This is a genomic window from Haladaptatus sp. DYF46 (genome assembly GCF_021083305.1).
Taxonomy (GTDB): domain Archaea; phylum Halobacteriota; class Halobacteria; order Halobacteriales; family Haladaptataceae; genus Haladaptatus.
On sequence record NZ_JAJFAY010000001.1, the window covers coordinates 1,221,267 to 1,242,707 of the forward strand.

General features: G+C 63.0%; 24 protein-coding genes. 17 read left to right on the forward strand and 7 right to left on the reverse strand.

Annotated features, from left to right (window positions below):
- Positions 1–30 precede the first annotated feature (30 nt).
- Positions 31–837 (forward strand): endonuclease III, encoded by an 807-nt coding sequence (gene nth / locus LJF34_RS06820; RefSeq protein WP_231184100.1) that lies wholly within the window; start codon positions 31–33, stop codon positions 835–837.
- Between the two features lie 9 nt (positions 838–846).
- Here the strand turns inward: nth and LJF34_RS06825 are convergent, their stop codons facing one another.
- Together LJF34_RS06825 and LJF34_RS06830 are read right to left on the reverse strand one after the other, a co-directional pair.
- Positions 847–1,278, reverse strand: a complete 432-nt coding sequence (locus LJF34_RS06825; protein ID WP_231184101.1) for a DUF5518 domain-containing protein — start codon at positions 1,276–1,278, stop codon at positions 847–849.
- A 90-nt stretch (positions 1,279–1,368) separates the two neighbouring features.
- Entirely contained in the window at positions 1,369–2,760 is a 1,392-nt protein-coding gene (locus tag LJF34_RS06830) for an NAD-dependent succinate-semialdehyde dehydrogenase (protein WP_231184102.1), read from the reverse strand.
- 258 nt (positions 2,761–3,018) lie between these two features.
- On the opposite strand from LJF34_RS06830, the gene LJF34_RS06835 reads away from it, so the two are divergent.
- Positions 3,019–4,275, forward strand: a complete 1,257-nt coding sequence (locus LJF34_RS06835) for a cation:proton antiporter (RefSeq protein ID WP_231184103.1) — start codon at positions 3,019–3,021, stop codon at positions 4,273–4,275.
- Between the two features lie 43 nt (positions 4,276–4,318).
- Here the strand turns inward: LJF34_RS06835 and LJF34_RS06840 are convergent, their stop codons facing one another.
- Positions 4,319–4,846 (reverse strand): hypothetical protein, encoded by a 528-nt coding sequence (locus LJF34_RS06840; protein ID WP_231184104.1) that lies wholly within the window; start codon positions 4,844–4,846, stop codon positions 4,319–4,321.
- Positions 4,847–4,907: 61 nt separating this feature from the next.
- Between LJF34_RS06840 and LJF34_RS06845 the strand changes: the two genes are divergently transcribed.
- Positions 4,908–5,255 carry a DUF192 domain-containing protein gene (locus LJF34_RS06845; protein WP_231184105.1) on the forward strand — a complete coding sequence of 116 codons (348 nt, stop codon included), beginning with the start codon at positions 4,908–4,910 and terminating at the stop codon, positions 5,253–5,255.
- 4 nt (positions 5,256–5,259) lie between these two features.
- Here the strand turns inward: LJF34_RS06845 and LJF34_RS06850 are convergent, their stop codons facing one another.
- A complete protein-coding gene (locus LJF34_RS06850) occupies positions 5,260–5,688 on the reverse strand; it encodes a CopG family ribbon-helix-helix protein (RefSeq protein ID WP_231184106.1) in 429 nt (142 codons plus the stop codon).
- 39 nt (positions 5,689–5,727) lie between these two features.
- Positions 5,728–6,783, reverse strand: coding sequence for a S66 peptidase family protein (locus tag LJF34_RS06855; RefSeq protein ID WP_231184108.1), 1,056 nt, complete (start codon positions 6,781–6,783; stop codon positions 5,728–5,730).
- A 149-nt stretch (positions 6,784–6,932) separates the two neighbouring features.
- On the opposite strand from LJF34_RS06855, the gene LJF34_RS06860 reads away from it, so the two are divergent.
- The 4 genes from LJF34_RS06860 (at position 6,933) to LJF34_RS06875 (ending at position 9,712) form a co-directional block, all read left to right on the forward strand.
- Entirely contained in the window at positions 6,933–7,331 is a 399-nt protein-coding gene (locus LJF34_RS06860; protein ID WP_231184110.1) for a hypothetical protein, read from the forward strand.
- A gap of 88 nt (positions 7,332–7,419) precedes the next feature.
- Positions 7,420–7,884 (forward strand): hypothetical protein, encoded by a 465-nt coding sequence (locus LJF34_RS06865; RefSeq protein ID WP_231184112.1) that lies wholly within the window; start codon positions 7,420–7,422, stop codon positions 7,882–7,884.
- A gap of 24 nt (positions 7,885–7,908) precedes the next feature.
- On the forward strand, positions 7,909–8,505 hold the full coding sequence (locus LJF34_RS06870) for a CoA pyrophosphatase (RefSeq protein ID WP_231184113.1): 597 nt from the start codon (positions 7,909–7,911) through the stop codon (positions 8,503–8,505).
- 76 nt (positions 8,506–8,581) lie between these two features.
- A complete protein-coding gene (locus LJF34_RS06875; RefSeq protein WP_231184114.1) occupies positions 8,582–9,712 on the forward strand; it encodes an FAD-dependent oxidoreductase in 1,131 nt (376 codons plus the stop codon).
- Between the two features lie 37 nt (positions 9,713–9,749).
- On the opposite strand, the gene solA is transcribed toward LJF34_RS06875, so the two are convergent.
- Positions 9,750–10,874: an N-methyl-L-tryptophan oxidase gene (gene solA / locus LJF34_RS06880; RefSeq protein ID WP_231184115.1), complete on the reverse strand. Its 1,125-nt coding sequence runs from the start codon at positions 10,872–10,874 to the stop codon at positions 9,750–9,752.
- A 172-nt stretch (positions 10,875–11,046) separates the two neighbouring features.
- Here solA and LJF34_RS06885 point away from each other — a divergent pair, with 172 nt between their 5' ends.
- The 9 genes from LJF34_RS06885 to LJF34_RS29170 all read left to right on the forward strand — a co-directional run bounded on the left by LJF34_RS06885 (position 11,047) and on the right by LJF34_RS29170 (position 20,197).
- Positions 11,047–11,712: a hypothetical protein gene (locus tag LJF34_RS06885; RefSeq protein WP_231184116.1), complete on the forward strand. Its 666-nt coding sequence runs from the start codon at positions 11,047–11,049 to the stop codon at positions 11,710–11,712.
- Positions 11,713–11,769: 57 nt separating this feature from the next.
- Complete coding sequence (locus LJF34_RS06890; RefSeq protein WP_231184117.1) at positions 11,770–12,150, forward strand: hypothetical protein; 381 nt, start codon at positions 11,770–11,772, stop codon at positions 12,148–12,150.
- 33 nt (positions 12,151–12,183) lie between these two features.
- Positions 12,184–12,894, forward strand: a complete 711-nt coding sequence (locus LJF34_RS06895) for a DICT sensory domain-containing protein (protein WP_231184118.1) — start codon at positions 12,184–12,186, stop codon at positions 12,892–12,894.
- A gap of 108 nt (positions 12,895–13,002) precedes the next feature.
- Positions 13,003–13,785, forward strand: a complete 783-nt coding sequence (locus tag LJF34_RS06900) for a hypothetical protein (RefSeq protein WP_231184119.1) — start codon at positions 13,003–13,005, stop codon at positions 13,783–13,785.
- Positions 13,786–14,113: 328 nt separating this feature from the next.
- Positions 14,114–15,730: an ABC transporter substrate-binding protein gene (locus tag LJF34_RS06905; protein ID WP_231184120.1), complete on the forward strand. Its 1,617-nt coding sequence runs from the start codon at positions 14,114–14,116 to the stop codon at positions 15,728–15,730.
- Positions 15,731–15,769: 39 nt separating this feature from the next.
- A complete protein-coding gene (locus tag LJF34_RS06910) occupies positions 15,770–16,768 on the forward strand; it encodes an ABC transporter permease (RefSeq protein ID WP_231184122.1) in 999 nt (332 codons plus the stop codon).
- 1 nt (position 16,769) lies between these two features.
- The gene (locus tag LJF34_RS06915) at positions 16,770–17,759 is read left to right on the forward strand and encodes an ABC transporter permease (protein ID WP_231184123.1); all 990 of its coding nucleotides are present in this window, start codon (positions 16,770–16,772) and stop codon (positions 17,757–17,759) included.
- A gap of 12 nt (positions 17,760–17,771) precedes the next feature.
- Positions 17,772–18,893 carry an ABC transporter ATP-binding protein gene (locus LJF34_RS06920; RefSeq protein ID WP_231184124.1) on the forward strand — a complete coding sequence of 374 codons (1,122 nt, stop codon included), beginning with the start codon at positions 17,772–17,774 and terminating at the stop codon, positions 18,891–18,893.
- A gap of 2 nt (positions 18,894–18,895) precedes the next feature.
- Entirely contained in the window at positions 18,896–20,197 is a 1,302-nt protein-coding gene (locus LJF34_RS29170) for an oligopeptide/dipeptide ABC transporter ATP-binding protein (protein WP_342765862.1), read from the forward strand.
- A gap of 8 nt (positions 20,198–20,205) precedes the next feature.
- Here LJF34_RS29170 and LJF34_RS06930 read toward each other — a convergent pair whose 3' ends face one another.
- Positions 20,206–20,679, reverse strand: coding sequence for a hypothetical protein (locus tag LJF34_RS06930; protein ID WP_231184125.1), 474 nt, complete (start codon positions 20,677–20,679; stop codon positions 20,206–20,208).
- A 129-nt stretch (positions 20,680–20,808) separates the two neighbouring features.
- On the opposite strand from LJF34_RS06930, the gene LJF34_RS06935 reads away from it, so the two are divergent.
- Positions 20,809–21,441, forward strand: a complete 633-nt coding sequence (locus LJF34_RS06935) for a LysE family translocator (protein WP_231184126.1) — start codon at positions 20,809–20,811, stop codon at positions 21,439–21,441.

The window sequence follows — 21,441 nt, forward strand, 5'->3', positions numbered from 1 at the left end:
TTTTATCCGATAGCGACCCGAGAACACCGCATGAGCGACGACCCGGAACCCATCGAAAACATCAGTGGCGGGGTGGACGGCGGCGGCATGGCGGCCGAGTTCACCCCCGCCGACGCCGAGACGCGCGCCGAGGAGGTCGTGGACCGACTCGGCGAACTGTACTGGCAGAAGAGCTACGGCGGGCAGGACGCCTTCACCTGCCTCGTCCGGACCATCCTCAGCCAGAACACGAGCGACGTGGCGAGCCAACCCGCACACGACGCCTTGGTCGAAAGATACGGCGGCGACGATCTCGCCGAACGCCTCGCCAAGGCCGACCACGGCGAACTGGCCGACACGATTCACGCCGCCGGACTGTACAACCAGAAAGCGACGGTGATAACCGAGTCGGCCGAGCGCGTCCTCGCCAACTTCGGAAGCGCGGCGGCGTTCGACGAGTTCGTCAGGGAGGGCGAACCGAGCGAGGTTCGGGACGAACTGTTGGAGATGAACGGTGTCGGGCCGAAGACGGCCGATTGCGTGCTCCTCTTCTCCGGCGGCCAGGCCGGGGTTTTCCCCGTGGACACGCACGTCCACCGAATCTATCGCAGGCTGGGTATCGCGCCGCCGGACGCCGACCACGAGGAAGTTCGAGAAGTGCTGGAGCGCGAGGTTCCGGCCGAAAAGTGCGGGTTCGGACACACGGCGAGCATTCAGTTCGGGCGCGAATACTGTTCCGCGAGAAAGCCCGCTTGTCTGGACGGGCCGGAGGCGTGTCCGATGGCGGATCTGTGCGAGCGGGTCGGGGTAGATGTGGAAACCGGTACGGTCGTCGATCCGGCGGAATCGGGACGGTGAAACCGGGTTTTAGCTGCCGACTGGTTCGGGTTTCTTCGAACCGAATTTACGTGATAGCCATCTCCCGATCATCGCCGCGATTGCCCCGGACACACCGACCATCACGGCAACGAACGCGATCAGTACGAACACGACGAGTACCTCCAAGGCTCCGAAAAATACGGGCTGGTCGAACTGTAAAATCGCACCGACCGTGGGGATCATATCCCATAGGATCGGAAGTGACCCGACTAATCCGGTTCGAAATCCGATACCCTTCGCCTCTTTCTTTCCACCGAGGGTTACTACTCCGCCGAGCAGTCCCGTCCAGAACACGATTCCGAAGTCGAACGTTCCGGGATATGGCGCGTTGAGGAGGACGTAAGCGGCCGAAATGAGTCCAGCAGGTAGCGCGTACGCCCACGGATGAGCCGTCACGAATTCACGCAGATCTCTCATCATCGGTTTGTGTACTATACATTCGTGCATGCATATATGTGTTGACGAGCGAAACCAACTCCCCCTCCCGACAGCGAAAAATCGTCCGATTCCCTACTCCACGCCGTACTCCCCGCTCGACACGTCCGCGACCCACATCGTCTTCTTGTTGACGAACTCGTGAATCCCGTGTTCCGAGAGTTCACGGCCGTAGCCCGAATCCTTCACGCCGCCGAAGGGGAGTCGGGGATCGGATTTGACGAGTTCGTTGACGAACACCATGCCCGACTCGATTTCGCGGGCGACTTCCTTCGCCTGCCGCTTGTCCTGCGTCCAGACGCTCGCGCCGAGGCCGTAGTGGGTGTCGTTCGCGCGGCGAACTGCTTCTTCGGTGTCCGAAACGCGGAACACGGACGCGACGGGACCGAACAGTTCCTCGTCCGCCGCGGGGGTACCCTCGGGGATGTCCGTGAGTATCGACGGCGGGTAGTACGCTCCCTCGCGGTCGAGGGGTTCGCCGCCGAGTTCGAGGGTCGCACCGGCGTCCACGCTCTCTTCGACCTGCTCGTGGAGGTCGTTCATCAGGTTCTCGCGGGCCTGCGGGCCGATGTCGGTGTCCTCGTCCATCGGGTTGCCGATGGTCAGCGATTTCATCTCGTCCATGAACGTGTCCATGAACTCGTCGTATACGTCGTCGTGGACCACGAAGCGTTTGGCCGCGATACAGGACTGCCCGTTGTTGATACAGCGAGCCTGCGCGCCCGTTTTCGCCGCGTCCTCGACGTCGGCATCGGGGAGGACGACGAACGGGTCGCTTCCCCCGAGTTCGAGGACGGTCTTCTTGAGGTTCTTCCCGGCCGTTTCGGCGACGGCCCGTCCGGCCCCCTCGCTCCCTGTCAGCGTCACCGCGGCGAGTCGGTCGTCCCCGATGATGCTCTCGACCGTGTCCGACCCAACGAGCAGGGTAGTGAACACGCCCTCCGGGAAACCGGCTTCCTCCAACACTTCTTGAATCGCCATCGCGCACCCCGGAACGTTCGAGGCGTGTTTGAGCAGGCCGACGTTTCCGGCCGTAATGTTCGGTCCGATGAATCGGAACACCTGCCAGAACGGGAAATTCCACGGCATCACCGCGAGCACCGGCCCGAGCGGTTCGTAGGAGACGTACGACTCCACCTCGGATTCCGTGCCGATGTGTTCGTCCTGCAGGAACTCGGCGGCGTGTTCGGCGTAGTAGTCACACACCCACGCGCACTTCTCGACTTCCGAGATTGCGGCGTCGAGGGGTTTTCCCATCTCTTTCGTCATCAGCTCCCCGTACTCCTGTTTGTTCTCACGAAGCACGTCACCCGCATTTCCGATGAGCCGTTGGCGCTCCTCGATGGGTTGCCGGTGCCACTCCTCGTAGGTGTCCCTGGCGCGCTGAAGCTTCTCTTCGACCGCGCTCTCGTCGTGTTCGTCGAACGTCTCGACCACGTCCCCCGTCGCGGGATTGAGACTCTCCATACCCGTTCGTGACAGTCCCCACGTGCATGTACGCTGTGGCAAATCACGTGAACTGGTCACACGATACGCGGGAAAATCGCTCACTCGGGCGGTCGGTAATCGCCATTTTCGACGGAGGGAAGCGCGATAACGAGCCGTTTCCCCGCATACGCGCCGCATACTTATGCGGGACGCTACCGACCGTTCCCGTGACATGAATCGGCAGAGGTGCGAGGGGAAAAGGACAGAAGCGAGCGGTATCGCGGAGCGTCGAGGATAATGGCGTCGCTCGAAATCTTCCTCGTCATCGGAGTGAGCCTGTTGCTCTCGCTCGTCCTGAGCGAAGCCATCGAACGACTCGGGGAACCGGGCTTTCTCGGGGAGATCCTCGCGGGAGTCATTCTCGGCCCGTCCGTCGCCATGCTCATCAGCAGCGTCTCCGAGAGCAGTCCGTTCATCCTCATCTCCACCATCGGCGGTCTGTTGCTCTTTTTCGACGTCGGCTACCAGCAGATCGATTTGAGCGACCTGCTCGCCGCGTTCCGTCCGGTGTTGATAATCGGCCTGTCGGGCGTCTTCCTCCCGTTTATCGTCGGTTACATCATCGGAAGCTACTTCGGGCAGGGATTGGAATCGAGCCTCTACCTCGGCCTCATCCTCTCGGTGACGTCCGTGTCCATCGTCGTCCGAACCCTGCTGTCGCTCGATAAACTCGACACGGAGTACGGCCGCTGGATTCTCGGCGCGTCGGTGGTGGACGACGTGGTCGGACTGCTCGGTATCTCCATTCTTCCCCTGTTCTTCGTCAGCGGCGGCCTGATGGGAACCGTCTCGGCGCTCGGGTTGGCGGCACTCTTCTTCGTCGCCGCGGCGATTTTCTACCGGTTCCTCCTCGACCCGGTGTCCGACCTGCTGTCGAAATCCCAGGTCGGTATGGCGGATTTCATCGGCATCCTCGGACTGCTGTTCATCTTCGGCTATGCCTCCGACGCGGTGGACCTCTCGTACTTCATCGGCGCGCTGACCATCGGATTGGTCATCTCGACGAACAAGCGACTGGAGGGCAAGAAACTCCAGTCGAACGTCTACGGCATCGCCTACGGCGTGTTCATCCCGCTCTACTTCGTCGCCATCGGGGCCAGAATGAACCTCGCCGAGCTGACGGTCAACAACTTCATCCTCGTCTTCGCCGTCTTCGGCCTCCTCTCGAACTTCGTGGCCGGGTACGTCGGCAACATCATCGCGGGCGGGCCTCGGGAACACTCGCTCATTCTGGGATTCGCCCTCCTCCCGCGCTCCGAATCGGGAATCGCCATCGTCTCGCTCGGCGTCGCACAGAATATCGTCGGCAATCAGATCTTCGTGGCCTATCTGGTCGTCTTCGTCATCTCGGTGCTGCTGACGCCCTCGCTGTTGAAACGGGCGGTCGAACGCGCCGAGAGGAAGAAGGCCAACGAGGGGAAGGGAAAGCAAAAGGGTGAAGGAACGGACACGGGGAGTTCGAGCACCTCGAAATCGTCGGATACGGGCGGATAATTCCGCGTTCGCTGTCAATCGTCGCGGTTGCACCGCTCCGCTGTCAATCGTCGCGGTCGTACCGCTCCGCCGCGGTTTCGAAGGCGGTTTCGGCCCGTTCCGTGCTCCGCCGTCCCTCCGCCTCCGCCATCGCCTCCGGGTCGGGACGCACGTCGTCGTCGATTCGCGCCCACGAGTTGTGGACCTTCGCGTGACACCAGCGACAGAGGTACACCGTGATTTCGTGCGAGAGCGTCTCACCACCACCGGCGTATGAGAGGTGGTGTTCTTCGAGGAGGGGTCGCTCGTCCGAATGGGCCATCCGCCGCTCTTCGAGGCCGCAACGGACGCACTGGCGGTCGTGATTTCGACAGCGAAAATGCGGGCAGTCGCGCCACGACCAGTCACCGTCGGGGTCCGCGACGGGGCAGGCGAAATCGTCCTCGCGGCGCTCGCGGGCGAACTCCGGGTCGTGTTGGGGATGGTCGAAGGCGTAGCGGCAGTTCCCCTCGTCGGTGAGATGGTCGCAGAGTCCGACGTGTTCGTACGGGTCGTCCACGCCGACGGCGGTGCCCGTCGGTGTCTTCTCCATGCTGAAGTCGTAGCGGCGCGCTCGCACAAACGTTTTGTCTTCTTCCTGAGGAGTCCCCGACATGCGCGTCGTACACGAATCGGACGGACGGTCGGAGACGCTAGCGAGCGATGTCGAGACGGCGGATTCGTTCCTCTCGCAGGCCAAGGGACTCATGTTTCGACGGTCGATCCCCGACGACTACGCCCTCGCGTTCCGGTTCGACGACGTCGCCGCCCGCGACGTCCACATGGTGTTCGTCCCGTTTCCGCTCGATGCGGTGTGGACGGCCGACGGCGAGGTACAGCAGGTAAAACGGCTGTCGGCGTGGACCGGGTTGGGAAAGGCGAACGCGGACACGCTGTTCGAACTACCCGCGGGAAGCGTATCGGACGTCGCGGTCGGCGATTCGGTTCGGTTGGTCGAGTAGGACCTTACTCGGCGTCTTGGAGCGGGCTGAACCCGTCCACGGGCGTCACGGAGTAGTCGACGGTGAGCGTGTCCTTCGTGGCTCGAATTCGGCCGACGAAGGCCGAAATCTCCTCCAACGTCCCTTCGAGGACGAACAGTTCCATGCAGTGGTGGTCGCCGATGTGGTTGTGGAAGTTCGAGGCGACGAGACCCTCGTGTTCGTGACGGAGGTGCATCATCCGCTCCTCGACGCTGGTCGTCTCGTAATCGAAGAGGACGGTAACGATGCTCATCAGTTCGCGGTCTTCGAGTCTTCGATCCTCGAACTCGCCGAGGAGGTTTCTGCTGGCCTCGCGGACGACCTCGCTCCGACCGGTGTAGCCGTGTTCGTCGGCGAACTGGTCGATTCTGGAGAGCAACTCGTCGGGCATGGAGACGCTGACGACGGTCATATAATAATCCAGAACCGGAACGCTATTAGAACCTTGTTATCAGTATTCGAAGATTATTCGCTCGGACTCGGGGTCCACCGTCACCTCGCCGCCGACCGGAATCGACGCGACGGGGGCGGTGTGGCCGAAATCGAGGTCGAAAACGACCGGTGCGTCCGGATTGTACTCGGCGACGAGGTCCGTGATGGCGTCACGTTGGCGTTCGCGGTACGCCGCCCGTTCGTCCGGCGGTCGCACCTCCTCGTGCGTCCGCGCCTTCGCCCGTCCGACGAGGACCGCGGAAAACCGAGAGAGGAGACCGCGTTCGCCCATCCCCATGAGCGCCCATCGAACGTCGAACTCGGTGGGCAGTTCCTCGGAGGTTTCGAGGAGCAAGACGGCACCGTTCAACTCCTTCGGGTCGGGCAGATAGCGACTGACCGACAACTGCTGGTCCACGACTTCCAGACAGCCGCCCCACGTTCGGCCGGTGACGCGTTCGTCCCCGCCGCGCCACCGCCATCCCGGATTTGGCTCCATTTCGCGGTGCCGGTCGAGGTTGTCCGGGTCCGCCCAGTCCAAATCCTCGTCGGTGAACCGATCTGCGGGCCGGAGTTCGCCGAACGACTCCTCGAACAGCGCCCGTTCCAGATGCTCCACCGTGTAGTCGTGCATCGACCCCTGCATGGCGAACTCGGTGAAGAGACAACCGCCGTAAAACGAGACGACGCCCTCGTTCCAGAGGACCGTCTGGAGGTTCGTGTTGTCGCTCGTGCCGTAGAACCGCGTCGGGTTTTCTCGGAGGACGTCGGGGTCGAGGTGGGGCAAGATTCGAATTTGGTCCGCACCGCCGATGACCGCGATGACGCCCCCGATATCGGGGTCCGAAAAGGCGTCCATCACGTCCCGTGCGCGTGCTTCGGGGTGGTCGTACAACCACTCGGGTGACTTCGTCGCCGTCGGAAACTCGACGGGATTCAACCCGAACTCCGATTCGAGGCGGTCGAGTCCCAACTCGTAGACGTGCGGGAACAGAGAGGCGTGACTCGTTCCGGGTGCGACGACGGCGACGGAATCGCCGGGTTCGAGGGCCGGTGGGAGGACGAACTCGTGCATGGAAAACGCGTCGATAAAACGGATGATAGAGGTTTCGTCTCCGTTTCCCCGCGCCAATGGGCCGTTACCGGAGAATTTTCCCGGAAGCGCCCACCTAAATCGAACTTAACCGAATCATAACAAAGCCCCGTTCGGCCGTGGAGAAGCGTATGTCGAACAGTTCCGCGGATTGGTTCGAGACGCGGGGGGAATGGCCGGCGCTCGCCCCGACCCGCGTTCAGTTGCTGGCCGTACTCGTCGCGGGGAAGTTGCTCGATGCGGTGAGTACCATCGCCGTCCTTCACCTCCGGAGCGACGTGTTCGAATCGGTGTGGCTCACGCGAACGCTCATGGAGCAGTTCGGTGTGGTCGCCGGGTCCCTCATCACCCTCGTGTTTGCGGTTATCGGCGTCGTGGCACTCGCCGAGAGCGGGTTGGTCATCGAGCGACTCCTCCCGGAGTCGTGGGCACCCGACGGCTATCCCGCCGCGTTCAGAACGACGACGTACCTCGCCGCGGGTGCGTGGTACGGGTTCATCGGCGTCCACAACCTCCTATTTCTAGTCTGATATTATTTGGCAGCGTAATTCCTCCGGACTCTCCCCATCGATGCCCGGAACACCAACACTAATATCGAGCGCCCGATGCTTCCCGATAATGAGCGAGACGAAAGACGAACTCGCGGGCGTGGTCGATCTGTTCGGAGCGCTGACACGCGATGAATTAGCCGAGGCGCTCGCCGAACTGGCGTTTAAGCAGGGGAAATCGGTGGACGAATCCGCGTTCGAAGCGGTCATCGAGGAGGGCGTCCGTGACTTCTATCTGGTCGAAGCCGATGCGAACGGCGAAACCGTCCTCGTTCCCGGACCGGTGGCGTTCCCCGCGCTTCCCGAGAACGCGGAGGACTTACCGCACATCATGGACGTTCCCGAACGAACCACCGACCGCGAACGATTGGGCGAACGGGTACACGAGCGACTGGCGGACGAGGCACGGACGACCGACGAGGAGCGCGCTCGGTACCTCGTGGACGTGAGCTACGACCTCGAAGCGTGGGCACCGGTCGAGGCGAACGACGTGCGCGAACGACTGGACGAGTCGCTCGGCAACCGGGCAAATTAAGGCCGGAGGGAGCAACGAAAACACATGAACCTCGGTCGGGTGGCCGACCACGAACCGCGGTTGGTCACGGACGAGAAGCGCGAAGCCGCCGTCCTCGTTCCGATTATCGCCCGCGACGACGGGCCCGCCCTCCTCTTTACGAAGCGGGCGGACCATCTCGGCGAACACCCCGGACAGATGAGTTTCGTCGGCGGCGGACGGGAACCCGGCGACGACGACCTCTGGGAGACGGCGGTTCGGGAAGCCCACGAAGAGATCGGCCTTCGACCGGACGAGGTCGAGCGAGTCGGCAGACTGGACGACATCCGCACGATAACGCAGTACTCGATAAGCCCCTTCGTCGTTCGGATACCGGACCGACGGTACGACCCCGACGAACGCGAGGTGGCGGAAATCGCCGTGCTCCCCGTTTCGGGACTGACGGATTTCGACAACTACGAGAACGAATACCGCGAGCACCCGCGTTACGGCGAGGTGGTCATCCACTACTTCCACGTCGACGGCTACACCGTCTGGGGTGCGACGGCCCGGATGCTGGTCCAACTGCTCGAACTGACGACGGACTGGCGTGCACCGGAGAAGATAGACCGGTTCGTCGATACCGACCCGGATTTGGGGTAGGCCGGCCGAGCGTAGAAACCGTACGTAGATTGTCGGTATCCATACCATCGAGGGGGTAGGGAGGGAACCGGTTCCCATGTACGATGCAATCGTCGTCGGGGGCGGAATCGTCGGTGCCTCCGTCGCGTATCACCTCGTGCGGGAAGACGTGACGACGCTCCTCATCGACCGTCACGACAACGGACGGGCGACCGATGCCGGGGCCGGAATCATCTCGCCGGCGACCAGCAGTCGAACCGCGTCGGACCGGTGGTTCGAGTTCGCGCTCGACGCCGCGGCCTACTACCCCGAACTGGTCGAGCGCCTGACCGACGAACAGGACGGCGAGACGGGGTACTCGCGGTGTGACCTCCTCTCGGTCGCGGTGGACGAGGACGAAGTTGGCGACTACGATGCCGCGTCGGAGCGAATCGCCGACCGGCGGGAACGCTACGGACGACCCGAACCGGGGACGACGGCGGAACTGACGCCCGAGGAGGCGCGGTCCCGATTCCCCGCGCTCGCCGAAACCCGTCGGTGTCGGTCCTACGACGGGGCGGCGCGGGTGGACGCCCGGACGTTCACCGAGGCGCTCCTCCGCGCCGCGGAAGGCCACGGACTGACCGTCCGCGACGGGGACGTGACCGATATTCACCACGAAAACGGCGCGGTCACGGGTGTCGAAACCGCGGACGGCGACCGGCACGACGCGGAGGCGGTGGTCGTCGCGGGCGGTGCGTGGTCGCCCCGCTTCGCCGAGTCGCTCGGCGTGTCGATTCCGGTCGAACCCCAACGCGGACAGATCATTCACCTCGACCTGGGCGACACCGACACCGCCTCGTGGCCCATCCTCAGCGCGTTCCACGGCCACTACATGGTCCCGTGGCCGGACAACCGCGTGGCGGTCGGGGCGAGCAGAGAGGTCGGATCCGGGTTCGAACCCCACACGACGGCCGAGGGCGTCCACGAGGTGCTCGGCGAAGCCCTCCGCGTCGCTCCGGGCCTCGCCGACGCGGAAATCGGCGAGGTCCGCGTCGGCCTCCGTCCGCGTTCGGCCGACCAACTGCCCGTTCTAGGGCCGGTTCCGACCGTCGACGGCGTCCATCTGGCGACCGGTCACGGCGCGACGGGACTACAACTCGGGCCGTACAGCGGCAAACTGGTCGCCGACGGCGTTCGAGGCGAATCCGTCGATATCGAGACGTTCAGCGTGACGCGGTTCGAGTGAGTCGAAACGGGTCGTTTCATCGACCCGCCGGTCGCCCTCAAAACCGGTCGAGCGAGAACAGGTCGATGTCGTGGCGACTCTCGCCGTCGATTGCGAGGTCCGCCAGAATCTCGCCGACGACGCTCGACAGTTTGAAGCCGTGACCCGAGAACCCGGCCGCGACGACGACCTGCGGGTGGTCGGGGAGGGTGTCGACGATGAAGTGTTCGTCCGGGGAGTTTGTGAACAGGCACGTCTCCAAGCGCATCATCGGCCCCGCCGCGTCGGGGAAATAGCGTTCCGTGAAGTCCCGGAGGACGCGCTCGTCGGCGGGCGTCGGTTCGGCTACGTCGTCCGGGTCCACTTCCTCGTGGAAGTGGTTGTATTTTCCCACTTTGTATCCCGGCACGCCGTACTCGGGGAAGCCGTAGAAGTAGCCCTCCGCACACTCCATGGAGAATACGGGGAACGAACCGGGCTGAAATCGTTCGGGGCGGTCCGGCTGAAACCAGCCCAATACCTGCCGCTCCGGGACTGCCTGCGTCTCCAAGGTCGGGAGGAGGTTCGCGGCCCACGCGCCCGCCGCGACGACCATCGTGTCGGCGGTGTAGCTGTCCGTTTCGGTTTCGACGCGGACGCCGCCGTCGGCGGTGGGTTCCCAGTCGAGGACGCTCTCCCGAGCGTGAATCTCCGCGCCGTGTCGATGGGCCGCGTTCACGTGGGCGACGACGCACTGTTCGACGTGGAGAAACCCGCCGTCCGGTTCGACGACGGCGTCGAACCCGTCCGGCAGGTCGTAGCCCGGATAGCGCTCGCCGAGTTCCGCACCCGAACACAGTTCGTGTGCCAACCCGTGTTTCTCGGCCGATTCGCGCGCTCCGCGGACTTTCTCGCTCCCCTCGGGTCCGGCGACGACGCATTCGGTTTTGTGGAGCAGGTCCGTCGGATGGCCCGCGTCCAACTCCTCCCACAGCTCGTAGGCGCGTTCGAGGAGGGGGACGTAGTCCGGGTGTTCGTAGTAGGCCTTCCGGATGATGCGGGTCAGGCCGTGAGACGACCCCATCGAATGCGGTATATCGTAGCGTTCGAGTCCCAAAACGTCCCGTCCGCGCTCGGCGAGGTGGGCCGCCGTCGCGCTCCCCATGCCGCCGACCCCGACGACGATGGTGTCGTACTCCGTCATTCGTTCCAATCGTGACCCCCGGTGGCAATGAACGTGAGGGTCGGGGCGGGGGATTGGGGGCGGTGGCTCCAGTCCGATCGGTCCGTCGTCGTCCCAATCGGGTTCACGGAGTCGTTGTCCTAACCCCTCGATACGTCCGAAGAATAGCGCTTCCGTGGACCGATACAGATATATGCACGAGGTGAATATCCGGTGGAAACGGCCGCTCGACGGTCGTGATATCGTGACGGAACAGACCGACTACTTCGACGACAGAATCGCGGACGCGATCCTGCACGGTTCGCCATACGAGCGACTGCGCGTCCGACGGAACAGCCTCTTCGATCAACGCATCCCGACGAAATTAGCGTGGCAGAGCGCCATCCTCCTCGTCCTCTCGCTCGTCGCACCGATTACTCTCGGCTATTCGGGGGCGGTCGCGGCGCTGTTTCCGGGTGCGACGCCGCTCGCGTCCTCGCCGGTCATCCTGATGCCGGGCGTGCTCGCACTCGTCATCGAAACCGGGGCAGCGACGGGACACCTCGCAGTCGCTGCGACGCTCCTCTCTGGTGAATCGGACCTCAGCACGCGACGGATGCGCCAACTGCTGAGCGTCGAGGAGATGGCGTCGTTCTACGGCCTCATCGGCGGGGCGTTGCTCCTCGCGATAACGGTGACCTTCTTCCTCCTCGGCTACGCGGGGGTGGAGACGATTCAGCAGTACACGGCCACGGGAGCGCAGGGGCCGTTCGATGCCTCCGGAACGGGATTGAGCGTACTCGCCGTCTCCGCCGTCTCGTTCGTCGGCAGCGTCATGCTCTTCGCGGGAAGCCGTCTGCTCGACAGCCGAATGCGGTAGTCGCCGGGACAGAACGCTTACTGACGTTCACGGCGTATCGGTAACGGGGGAGTCGAAATGGGGAAGGACTTCGCGGACAAGCTATACGAAATCCTGTTGGACACGTCGCTCGAAGACGACGTGTATCGAGCGCTGGCGGACCGTACCCGCCGGTACGCCGTCTACACGCTGCTGGAGTGGAACCGGGTTTCGATGGACGAACTGGCCGACGTCCTCACCGGGTGGCTCCACGCGAGCGAGTATCGAATGGCGACCCCGACGGACCGCCAGCAGGTCGTCACGGAACTGCGACACGAACACGTCGAGATGCTGCGGAAGGCGGGACTGGCCAGCTACGATTCGAACGAGAACCGCCTCGTACTTCCCGAACTGTCGCGACCGGTGGACCGACTGCTTCGGTGGGCGCGAGCGAACGAATATTCAACTGACGCCAACTGACGGACCTGACACGACGCTACCGGAGGAGTTCGAATGGACCTTCGAGAAGCCATCGACGACGTACGGCGCAAACGGAAGACGCTCATCGTCTACAGCGACGACGCGACCGACATCGCCGACGAGTTCGAGAGCAAGAACGTCACCGTACAGTACAGGCGACTTCGGGGCGTCGGGCCGGACGAGTTCCTCGTCATCCGCGACGAAGACGGATTCGAGGGTGCGATCGGACTCACGGCGCTTCGGGAGTTTCTCACGCCGCCGGTCCTCGTGCCGTGGAGCGACGAGTTCGACCCGTCGTCGTTCCGCGACCTCGTGGCGCTCCTCGACCGAACGCTGTTCACCTCCTTCGACAAACGGCAGATGCTGGCCGCGAGTCGCGAGTTCGAGGACCGCGCGTGGCGCGTCGGCGACGGTACGATCCACGTCGGGTTTCAGTCGCTGTCGGCCTTTCGGGACCAGACGGAGGTCTACCGCCACCTCGCGAACGAGACGGACCTCGACATCCACATCTACGGGCGGGCGGACTGGGGTCCGCCGCGGATTCCGAACACGACGTTTCACGCCGAAACGTCGGGGGAAATCGGCGCGGTGTGGTTCATCGTCTACGACGGCGGGGGCGACGACCGGCAGAAATGCGCTTTGGTCGCCGAGGAACGGGGAGAAGGTCGGTATTTCGGCTTCTGGACGTACGATATCTCGACCGTCGATGACCTCCGTGTGCACCTCGAAGAGAGGTACGGGTGACCGGACGGGACTCGTTCTGCGGACGAAGGACGAACACCGTTCGGACGGACGGGCAAAGTCGGTGTGGCAGTCCATTTAACCATCCGGGCGTCCGTGTTTCGGTAGCTAATGAGTTATCGAGACGCGGTCATGGGGGCGAAGTACGCCGGCGGGTCGAACGAGCAAGCGACCGCGCTCCATCAGCGACGGCTCGAAGCCGTCGTCGAGGGTGCAGGGTACTTCGACTTCGACGCGCCGCGGGGAATCGTCGTCCACGTCGTTCCGACCGGCGTCTACGACGACGGGTACGCCATCGACCTCGGGGAACACGGCGTGCTGCCCGAAGCGAACCCGTCGCGGCCGAAACAACTCCCCGTCCTCGGCCGCGACGGTGCTCACGGGTCGTGGACGGGCGACGGGTTCGGGGCAGCAGTCCGCGATGACGGTCGCTGTACCGGCTACGCACACCTGTTCTCGAACGGCGTCGTGGAAGCCGTCTCGGCGATTCCGTTCGAGGGGGACACGAAGAGCGCGACGGACGAATCGCCGACGCTCGACGGTCGAACCCTCGAACTCGGTCTGACGCGGTGTGTCCGCCGATACCTGCGCGTACTCTCCTATCATCAGCGTACGGCCCCGGTTCACGTCACGCTGAGCGCTTTCGGCACGGAGGGCGTCCGGCTCGAAGCGGGGGGAACGGCGGACGACTCGGAAGCGATCGGAGAGTATATGATTATTAATGAAGACATACTTGCCCCGTTCCCGGTCACGCTCGAAAACTTCGACGTGGACGTTCGGGAGGCGCTGGCCGACCCCATCGACGCGCTCTGGCGGGGTACCGGTCGCCCCGCCTCACCATTCGTTTCCGGCGATGAGTGGACGCTCCGGTCCGAGTTCTCCCGAATCAAGTGAGCGGATGTCGAGCGTCGGGGCGTCGTCCGGACCGACCCGACACGGTCATACTGTCCGACATATCTCGAAACCCCCCCATAATCACAACAAAATGAGTCAATAATTACGCCGGGACGACCGACTTCTTTTCCGCACTCCAGTCCCACATTGACGACACATTCTCCCGGATATCATTGCTGGAATGAACTTCGTAGGCCCGGCTTACCGCTTTCGACCGCTCGTATCAGGCACCCAATAACAATGGTTGGCTCAGTAAAAAAGATTCGACAGTTGCTCACATCCGCGGACTGCGGACGAGCGGCGAACCCACCAACGAATCACAAAACACATGACGAAAAAAAGCACCAACCAAGACTCGATAAAGCGACGACGGCTTCTCCAGGGCCTCGGTGCGACCGGCATCGCGGCGTTCGCCGGTTGCGCCGGTAGTCAGCAGGGCGGAGGCGGCGGCGGTGATGGCGGTGATGGCGGTGGCGGCGGGAAGTTGAACATGGCGCAGGTCAAAAGCCCGCTCGAATTCGACCCCATCGTTCTCAACGACGTGCCGTCCCAACAGGTATCGAGCCGCGTGTTCGATAGCTTGTACACGTACGACTCGGGTATCAAGGTCGTTCCGAAGATGGCGACGAGCATGCCGACGGTGAAGAACAACGGCAAGACGTACATCGTGGAGATGAAGAAGGGCCTCAAGTTCCAAAACGGGGACCCCGTCACGCCCGAAGACGTGAAATACTCGTTCGAGGCACCCGTCAAGGAGGAGACCGAGAACGCCTCGACGTTTTCGATGATCGGATCGATTTCCCCGATGGGGAAACGCAAGGTCAAGTTCGATTTGAAATACCCGTACGGACCGTTCATCAACTCCCTGACAGCGGGTATCGTCCCGAAGAGCGTCAGGGAGAAGAACAAACAGAAGTTCAACAAGCAGAACCCCATCGGTGCCGGGCCGTTCAAATTTGATGACTGGCAGGAGGGCAATTTCGCCAGGATATCGCGCTGGGACGACTACTGGGGCAAGCCGGAACCGAACCTCTCCGAGGTGAAGTTCGTCCCCGTCGAGGAACCCACGACCCGGTTGACGAGTTTACAAACCAACGAGAACGACGTCATCGAGGAGATCCCACCGAAGCTCTGGAAGCAGGTCCAGAACATGAACGATGCGTCCATCGAGGAGGTCCTCGGAATGGGCTACTTCTATCTCGCGTTCAACTGCAAGAACGGTCCGACGACCGACCCGAAGGTACGCGAGGCCATCGACTACTGCTTCGACATGGACCAAGCCGTGTCGAACTTCGTCGAACCGACGGGTGTCCGCCAGTACAGTCCGTTCCCGAAGCAGATAGCCGATAACTGGGGATTCCCGACGAAGAAGTGGAAGAACATCGCCCACGACAAGAACATCGATAAGGCGAAATCCATGTTGAACAGTTCGGACAAAGTTCCGAACAACTGGAACGCCAACATCATCGTTCCGCCGGACGACAAGCGCCAGCAACTCGGCGTCACCGTGGCGAACGGCCTGAAGGAGGCCGGCTACAACGCCAACGTGCAGCGCCTCGACTGGGGTGCCTTCCTCAACAAGTTCGTTTCGGGGAAGCCGAGCGACTACAACATGTACACGCTGGGATGGTCCGGCACCCCCGACCCCGACGCGTTCACGTACTACTTCTTCACGAAGGAGGCGCACGGGACGAACGACGGCACGTTCTACAACGGCATCAACGAGAAGATCGTGAAGGCGCGGAAATCCGCGAACCACGCCAAGCGGAAGAAACTGTACACCACCGCAATCACGAAGATGCTGAACGACCGGGCACACCTCCCGGCGTACAACTTGAAGAACAGTTTCGGGGTGAAGAACAAAGTGAAGGGGTTCAAGGCGCATCCGGTGTCGAGTTTCGTCCTCTCGACGGACTACACCAACGTCTCCATGGGGACGCAATAGCGCGACACCCGCTTTCGGTACGATCGATCGACAATACACATGGGAATCCTCCGCTACACGATTCGACGCTTGTTACAGGCCATCCCCGTCCTCATCGGCATCGTCACGATAACGTTTCTGTTGACGAACGCGATTCCGGGCGACCCCGTTCAGATAATGCTCGGGCCGTCGCCGAGCGCACAGATGGTCGATCAAATACGTGCACAGTACGGACTCAACCAACCGCTTCCGGTCCGATACGTGAACTACCTCGCGTCGGTAGCGCAGGGGAACATGGGCCAGAGCATCTACTACGGCGTTCCCGTGACGACCAAAATCATGGAGCGCCTGCCGGTGACGCTCCTGCTCATGCTTTCGAGTTTCACGTTCGCCATCGTCGCGGCCGTTCCGCTCGGCATCATCTCCGCCAAACGACGCAACAAACCGACAGACCACGTGTCCCGGGTCGTCGCCCTCGCGGGCGTCAGCACGCCGTCGTTCTGGATCGGACTGATGCTCATCATCATCTTCGCGTACTACCTGAACTGGCTTCCGGCGACGGGGCTGGTTCTGCCGTGGGCGAGTCCGAGTTCGGTCGAGGGGGCGTCCTCGCGCACCGACGTGCTCTGGCAGACGTTCACGCATCTGTTGTTGCCGACGCTCTCGCTCGGGACGCTTCAGATGGCCGCCATCACGCGGATCGAACGGTCATCGATGTTGGAGGTCCTCCAACAGGAGTACGTGAAGTTGGCGCGCGCCTACGGCGTCGCGGAGCGAACCATCGTGCGAAAACACGCGTTTCGGAACGCGCAACTGCCCGTCATCACGGTCGTCGGACTCCAACTCACGTCGGCGCTCGGCGGTGCCGTGCTGACCGAAACCGTGTTCAACATCAACGGGATGGGACGGCTCATCATCACGGCGATCAACAATCAGGATTATCCGCTGGTCATGGGGACGACGATATTCTTCGGCTTGACGTTCATCCTGGGCGTCGTCATCACCGATCTTTCGTACGCGTACATCGACCCGCGAGTGACCTACGACGAGGTGGACTAAGATGGGAACAGGAGAAGCGAATTCGACGAACGTTCGTAACGCGAGCAGGAATGAACAGACCGACGAGGGCGGGAAGGTCGAGGCCCGCGTCGGGTGGCGATACACCCTCAGCCAGATACGCAAGGACACGACGGCGAGAATCGGGTTCTACACCATCGCCTTCATCCTCAGCCTCGCCGTGTTCGCGTGGATAGACGCGAAACTCTTCGATTACGCCATCGTCAGCAGTTTCTGGCACAATCCGGTGAACGACCCGACGAACGCCAAAATCCTGCGTCCCCCAGCGTGGACGAGCAACACGTTCGGGCCGGGGCTGTGGAAGTACCCGCTCGGAACCGACCACCGCGGTCGCGACATCCTCGTCAGGCTCGTCTACGGCTCCCGAATCGCCATGCAAGTCGGCATCGTCTCGACCGGATTCGGACTGATCTGCGGGACGCTCGTCGGTGCCGTCGCGGGCTATCACGGCGGGTGGATAGACGACGTGCTGATGCGCTTTGCCGAGACGCTGTACGCGATTCCGTTCCTCGTGTTGGTCATCGCGTTCATGGCCGCGTTCGGTCGCGACCTGACGTTCGCAATGATCGGCGTGGGCATCACGACGATTCCGGTGTTCGCCCGCCTGATTCGGTCGCGGGTGGTCAGCGTCCGCGAGGAGGAGTACGTCGAGGCGGCCAAAGCGGCGGGCGTCCGCGACCGCAACATCATCCTCCGGCACGTGATTCCCAACAGTTTCGCGCCGGTCCTCGTGCAGGCGACGTTGCAGGTCGGCATCAGCATCCTCATCGTCGCCGGGCTCTCGTTCCTCGGATTCGGCGCACAGCCCCCCACCCCGTCGTGGGGACAGATGCTGAACCAGTCGCGGGGGTACATGCTTCCCGACCCGTGGTTCAGCCTCTGGCCGGGAGTCGCCATCCTCGTCACCGTGATGGGGTTCAACCTGCTCGGCGACGGCCTGCGCGACGCGCTCGACCCGCGAATCAAGAACTAACGAGACCACACCATGACTGATACACTGTTACACATCGACGACCTGAAAACCCAGTTCTTCACCGAGGAGGGCGTCGTCCGCGCGGTGGACGGCATCTCCTTCGACGTGAACGAAGGCGAAATCGTCGGCCTCGTGGGAGAATCCGGGGCCGGAAAGAGCGTCGCCGCACAGAGCATCCTGCGTCTCATCGACCCGCCCGGCGAAATCGTGGGCGGCGAGGTTCGGTTCCGGGACGAGGTGCTGTTCGGACTCGAAGAGGGACCGAACGGCGAACTCCGGGAACGCGACGAGATGCTGTCGAACGAGGAGATGCGCCGCCGGATTCGCGGCCGCGAAATCGCCATCATCTTTCAAGACCCGATGGAGAGCCTGAATCCCGTGTTCACGGTTGGAAATCAACTTCGCGAGTTCATCAAGATCAACCGCAACCTCTCGAAATCGGAGGCCAAGGAGGAGGCGATAGGGATGCTCCGCGAGGTCGGCATCCCGGAACCGGTGGAGCGGTACGACAACTATCCCCACCAGTTCTCGGGTGGGATGCGCCAGCGCGTCCTCATCGCCATGGCGTTGGCCTGCGAGCCGAGTCTCATCATCGCCGACGAACCGACGACGGCGCTCGACGTGACCGTCGAGGGACAAATCCTCTCGCTCGTGGACGAACTACAGGACAAGTACGACACGAGTTTCGTCTGGGTCACACACGACATGGGCGTGGTCGCCGAACTCTGTGACCGCGTGAACGTGATGTACCTCGGCGAAATCGTCGAGCAGGCGACCGCGGACGACCTGTTCTACGACACGAAACACCCCTACACCGAAGCGCTCTTGGACTCCATGCCGCGACCCGACCAGACCGTCGATGAGTTGAACCCGATTCGGGGCGTCATGCCCGAAGCCATCGACCCGCCGCGCGGCTGTCGGTTCCACACGCGCTGTCCAGACGCCCGCGAAGTCTGTACCGAGGTCCACCCCGATTGCAGGGAAGTATCGGACTCCGAGGGAGCGTCCCACAAAGCGGCGTGCGTGAAACACGACGCCTTCGACGTGGGCTACGAGTTCAGCGACCCCATCGAGATACGGGCCGAGACCGGCATCACGGGCGACGTCGTCACCGACCCGCAGGAGGGTGACTGACCGTGAGTGATTCGATGACGGCGGGGAAAGTCGTCGACGAGGATGCGGAGATGGGCGAACCGCTCCTCGAAGTGAACGGCCTGACGAAACACTTCAACGACAGCGGTGGCTTCCTGTCGGGGATGTTCGGGGAGAACAAGCCGGTTCGCGCCGTCGAGGACGTCTCCTTCACCATTCGAAAGGGCGAAACGCTCGGCTTGGTCGGCGAGTCCGGGTGTGGCAAATCGACGCTCGCGCGGGCCATCCTCCGGCTGGTCGAACCGACCGGCGGGACGGTGTACTTCAAGGGCGAGAACCTGACCGAGTTGAGCGGCGAAAAGCTGCGAACCCAGCGCAAGGACGCACAGATGATATTTCAGGACCCGCAGTCCTCGCTCGACCCGCGGATGAAGATCGGTCCCATCGTCGAGGAGCCGATGAAAGCACACGGGATGTACGACGCGGACGGGCGGGAAGAGCGAGCGCGCGAACTGCTCGGAAAGGTCGGCCTCGACCCGCAACACTACAACCGACACCCGCACGCCTTCTCCGGCGGACAGCGCCAGCGGGTGAACCTTGCCCGCGCGCTGAGCGTGAACCCCGACTTCATCGTCTGTGACGAACCCGTCACCGCACTCGACGTGTCGATTCAGGCGCAGGTGCTCAACACCATGCGGTCGCTGCAGGACGAATTCGGCCTGACCTACTTGTTCATCGCCCACGACCTGAGCGTCATCCGCCACATCTCCGACCGCGTGGCGGTGATGTATCTCGGGCAACTGGTCGAACTCGCCGAGAAGGAGGAACTGTACGAGAATCCACAACACCCCTACACGCAGGCGTTGTTGGAGTCCATCCCGGTTCCCGACCCTCGATTGGAGGGGACCCGCGGCGTCCTCGAAGGCGACGTGCCGAGTCCCATCGAACCGCCGAGCGGGTGTCGGTTCCGAACCCGGTGTCCGAAACTCATCGCGCCGAAGGAGTACGACTTCTCCCGCGAGGAGTGGGAGAACACGCGGACGTTCCTTCGGGAAGTTCAGCGCCGGTCGTTCGAACCGACGACGACGGACGACGTCGTAAACCGGTTCTTCGACGGTACCGAACCGCACGGAGAGGCGGGGAACGTCGTGGACGACGCCGCCGAACGAATCGTGGACGGCGACTGGGACGGCGCGACGGAACTGCTGAACGAGTCGTTCGCCGAGAAGAGCATCTGTGCGAGACAGGTTCCCGACTACGAGGTTCCGACCGAACACGGAACCGCGCAGCACGACGCCGCCTGTCACCGCCACCGGGACGACGTTATCGACGGGATTCAACAGTAAGCGGGCGTTCAGCGAATCGAGACGGTCGTCTCGTCCCGCGGCCGTTCGTCCTCCGTGGCGAGATACGCGGCGACGGTGTACTCGCCGGGGTCGGCGGGACGTCGGGACCGTTCGTCGCTTCGCTCGAATCGTCCGTCCCACCGGACGGTCGTCCGCTTTTTCTCCCGCGCCCGGAAGTAGAACGCGTTCGGTCGGTTTCGGACGTAGTAGGCTTCGTCGCTCGCTTCGAGTTCGCCGTCCACTTCCCACCCCCAGAGGCGCTGTCGCGGCGTTTCGACGACGACGGGGAACGGGCTTCGATTGGCGAACGTCACGGTGATGGGGATTTCGTCGCCGACGGTGTACCCTCCGTCGGGGACCGAGACGGAAACCGCGATGCTCCGTCGGGCGACCGACTGGGGGACGAGTGCCCTGAGCGCGCGTCCGAGGTAGTTGGCGCTCTCGTCGAAGCCGAACTGGTCGTCCGAATCGGGTCGTGACATGGCCGTTGGTTATCACAATCCTTCCATCGTCGTGTCTTTTGTGGCTTGGTTTCAGCGGTCGAAAGCGCGGACGAAGCCGAAATTTGGCGGCAACCCAGCGTTTATCCGCTCCGTCCGCATCTTCGAACCATGATCGATACGAGCGTTCTGGCGGCGTTCGTTCCGGCCGCACTCGCGTTGAACGTCGCACCGGGTCCCGACAGCATCTACACGCTGAAGCGAAGCATCAGCGACGGCCAAACCGCCGGGGTGATGGCCGCCGCCGGGACCTCGACGGGGTGTCTCGTCCACACCACCGCCGCGGTCCTTGGCCTCTCGGCGCTCCTCAAGGCGTCGGCCCTCGCGTTCACCGTCGTCAAGTTCGCCGGCGCGGCCTATCTCGTCTACCTCGGCGTGACGACGCTTCGGAACCGAGAGGAGTTCGAAATCGCACCCGACGAGGAAAACCAGTCCCACACCGAGTCGTTCCGCCGGGCGTTCACGATAAACGTCCTGAACCCGAAGGTGGCCGTGTTCTTCCTCGCGTTCCTGCCCCAGTTCGTGGATTCGGGCGGGAGTTTCGGCCTCCAGATTTTCACGCTCGGGGTCCTGTTCGGCTGTCTCGGCTTCTGCTATCAGGCGACGCTGGCCGTGTTCTCCAGTCGGGCGCGGCGGGTGATAACCGAGCGAAAGGCCGTTCGAGACCTCCTCCGCTACGCCAGCGCGAGCGTGTTGGTCGGGTTCGGCGTCAAACTCCTGCTGGAAAAGCGGGTCGCGCACTGA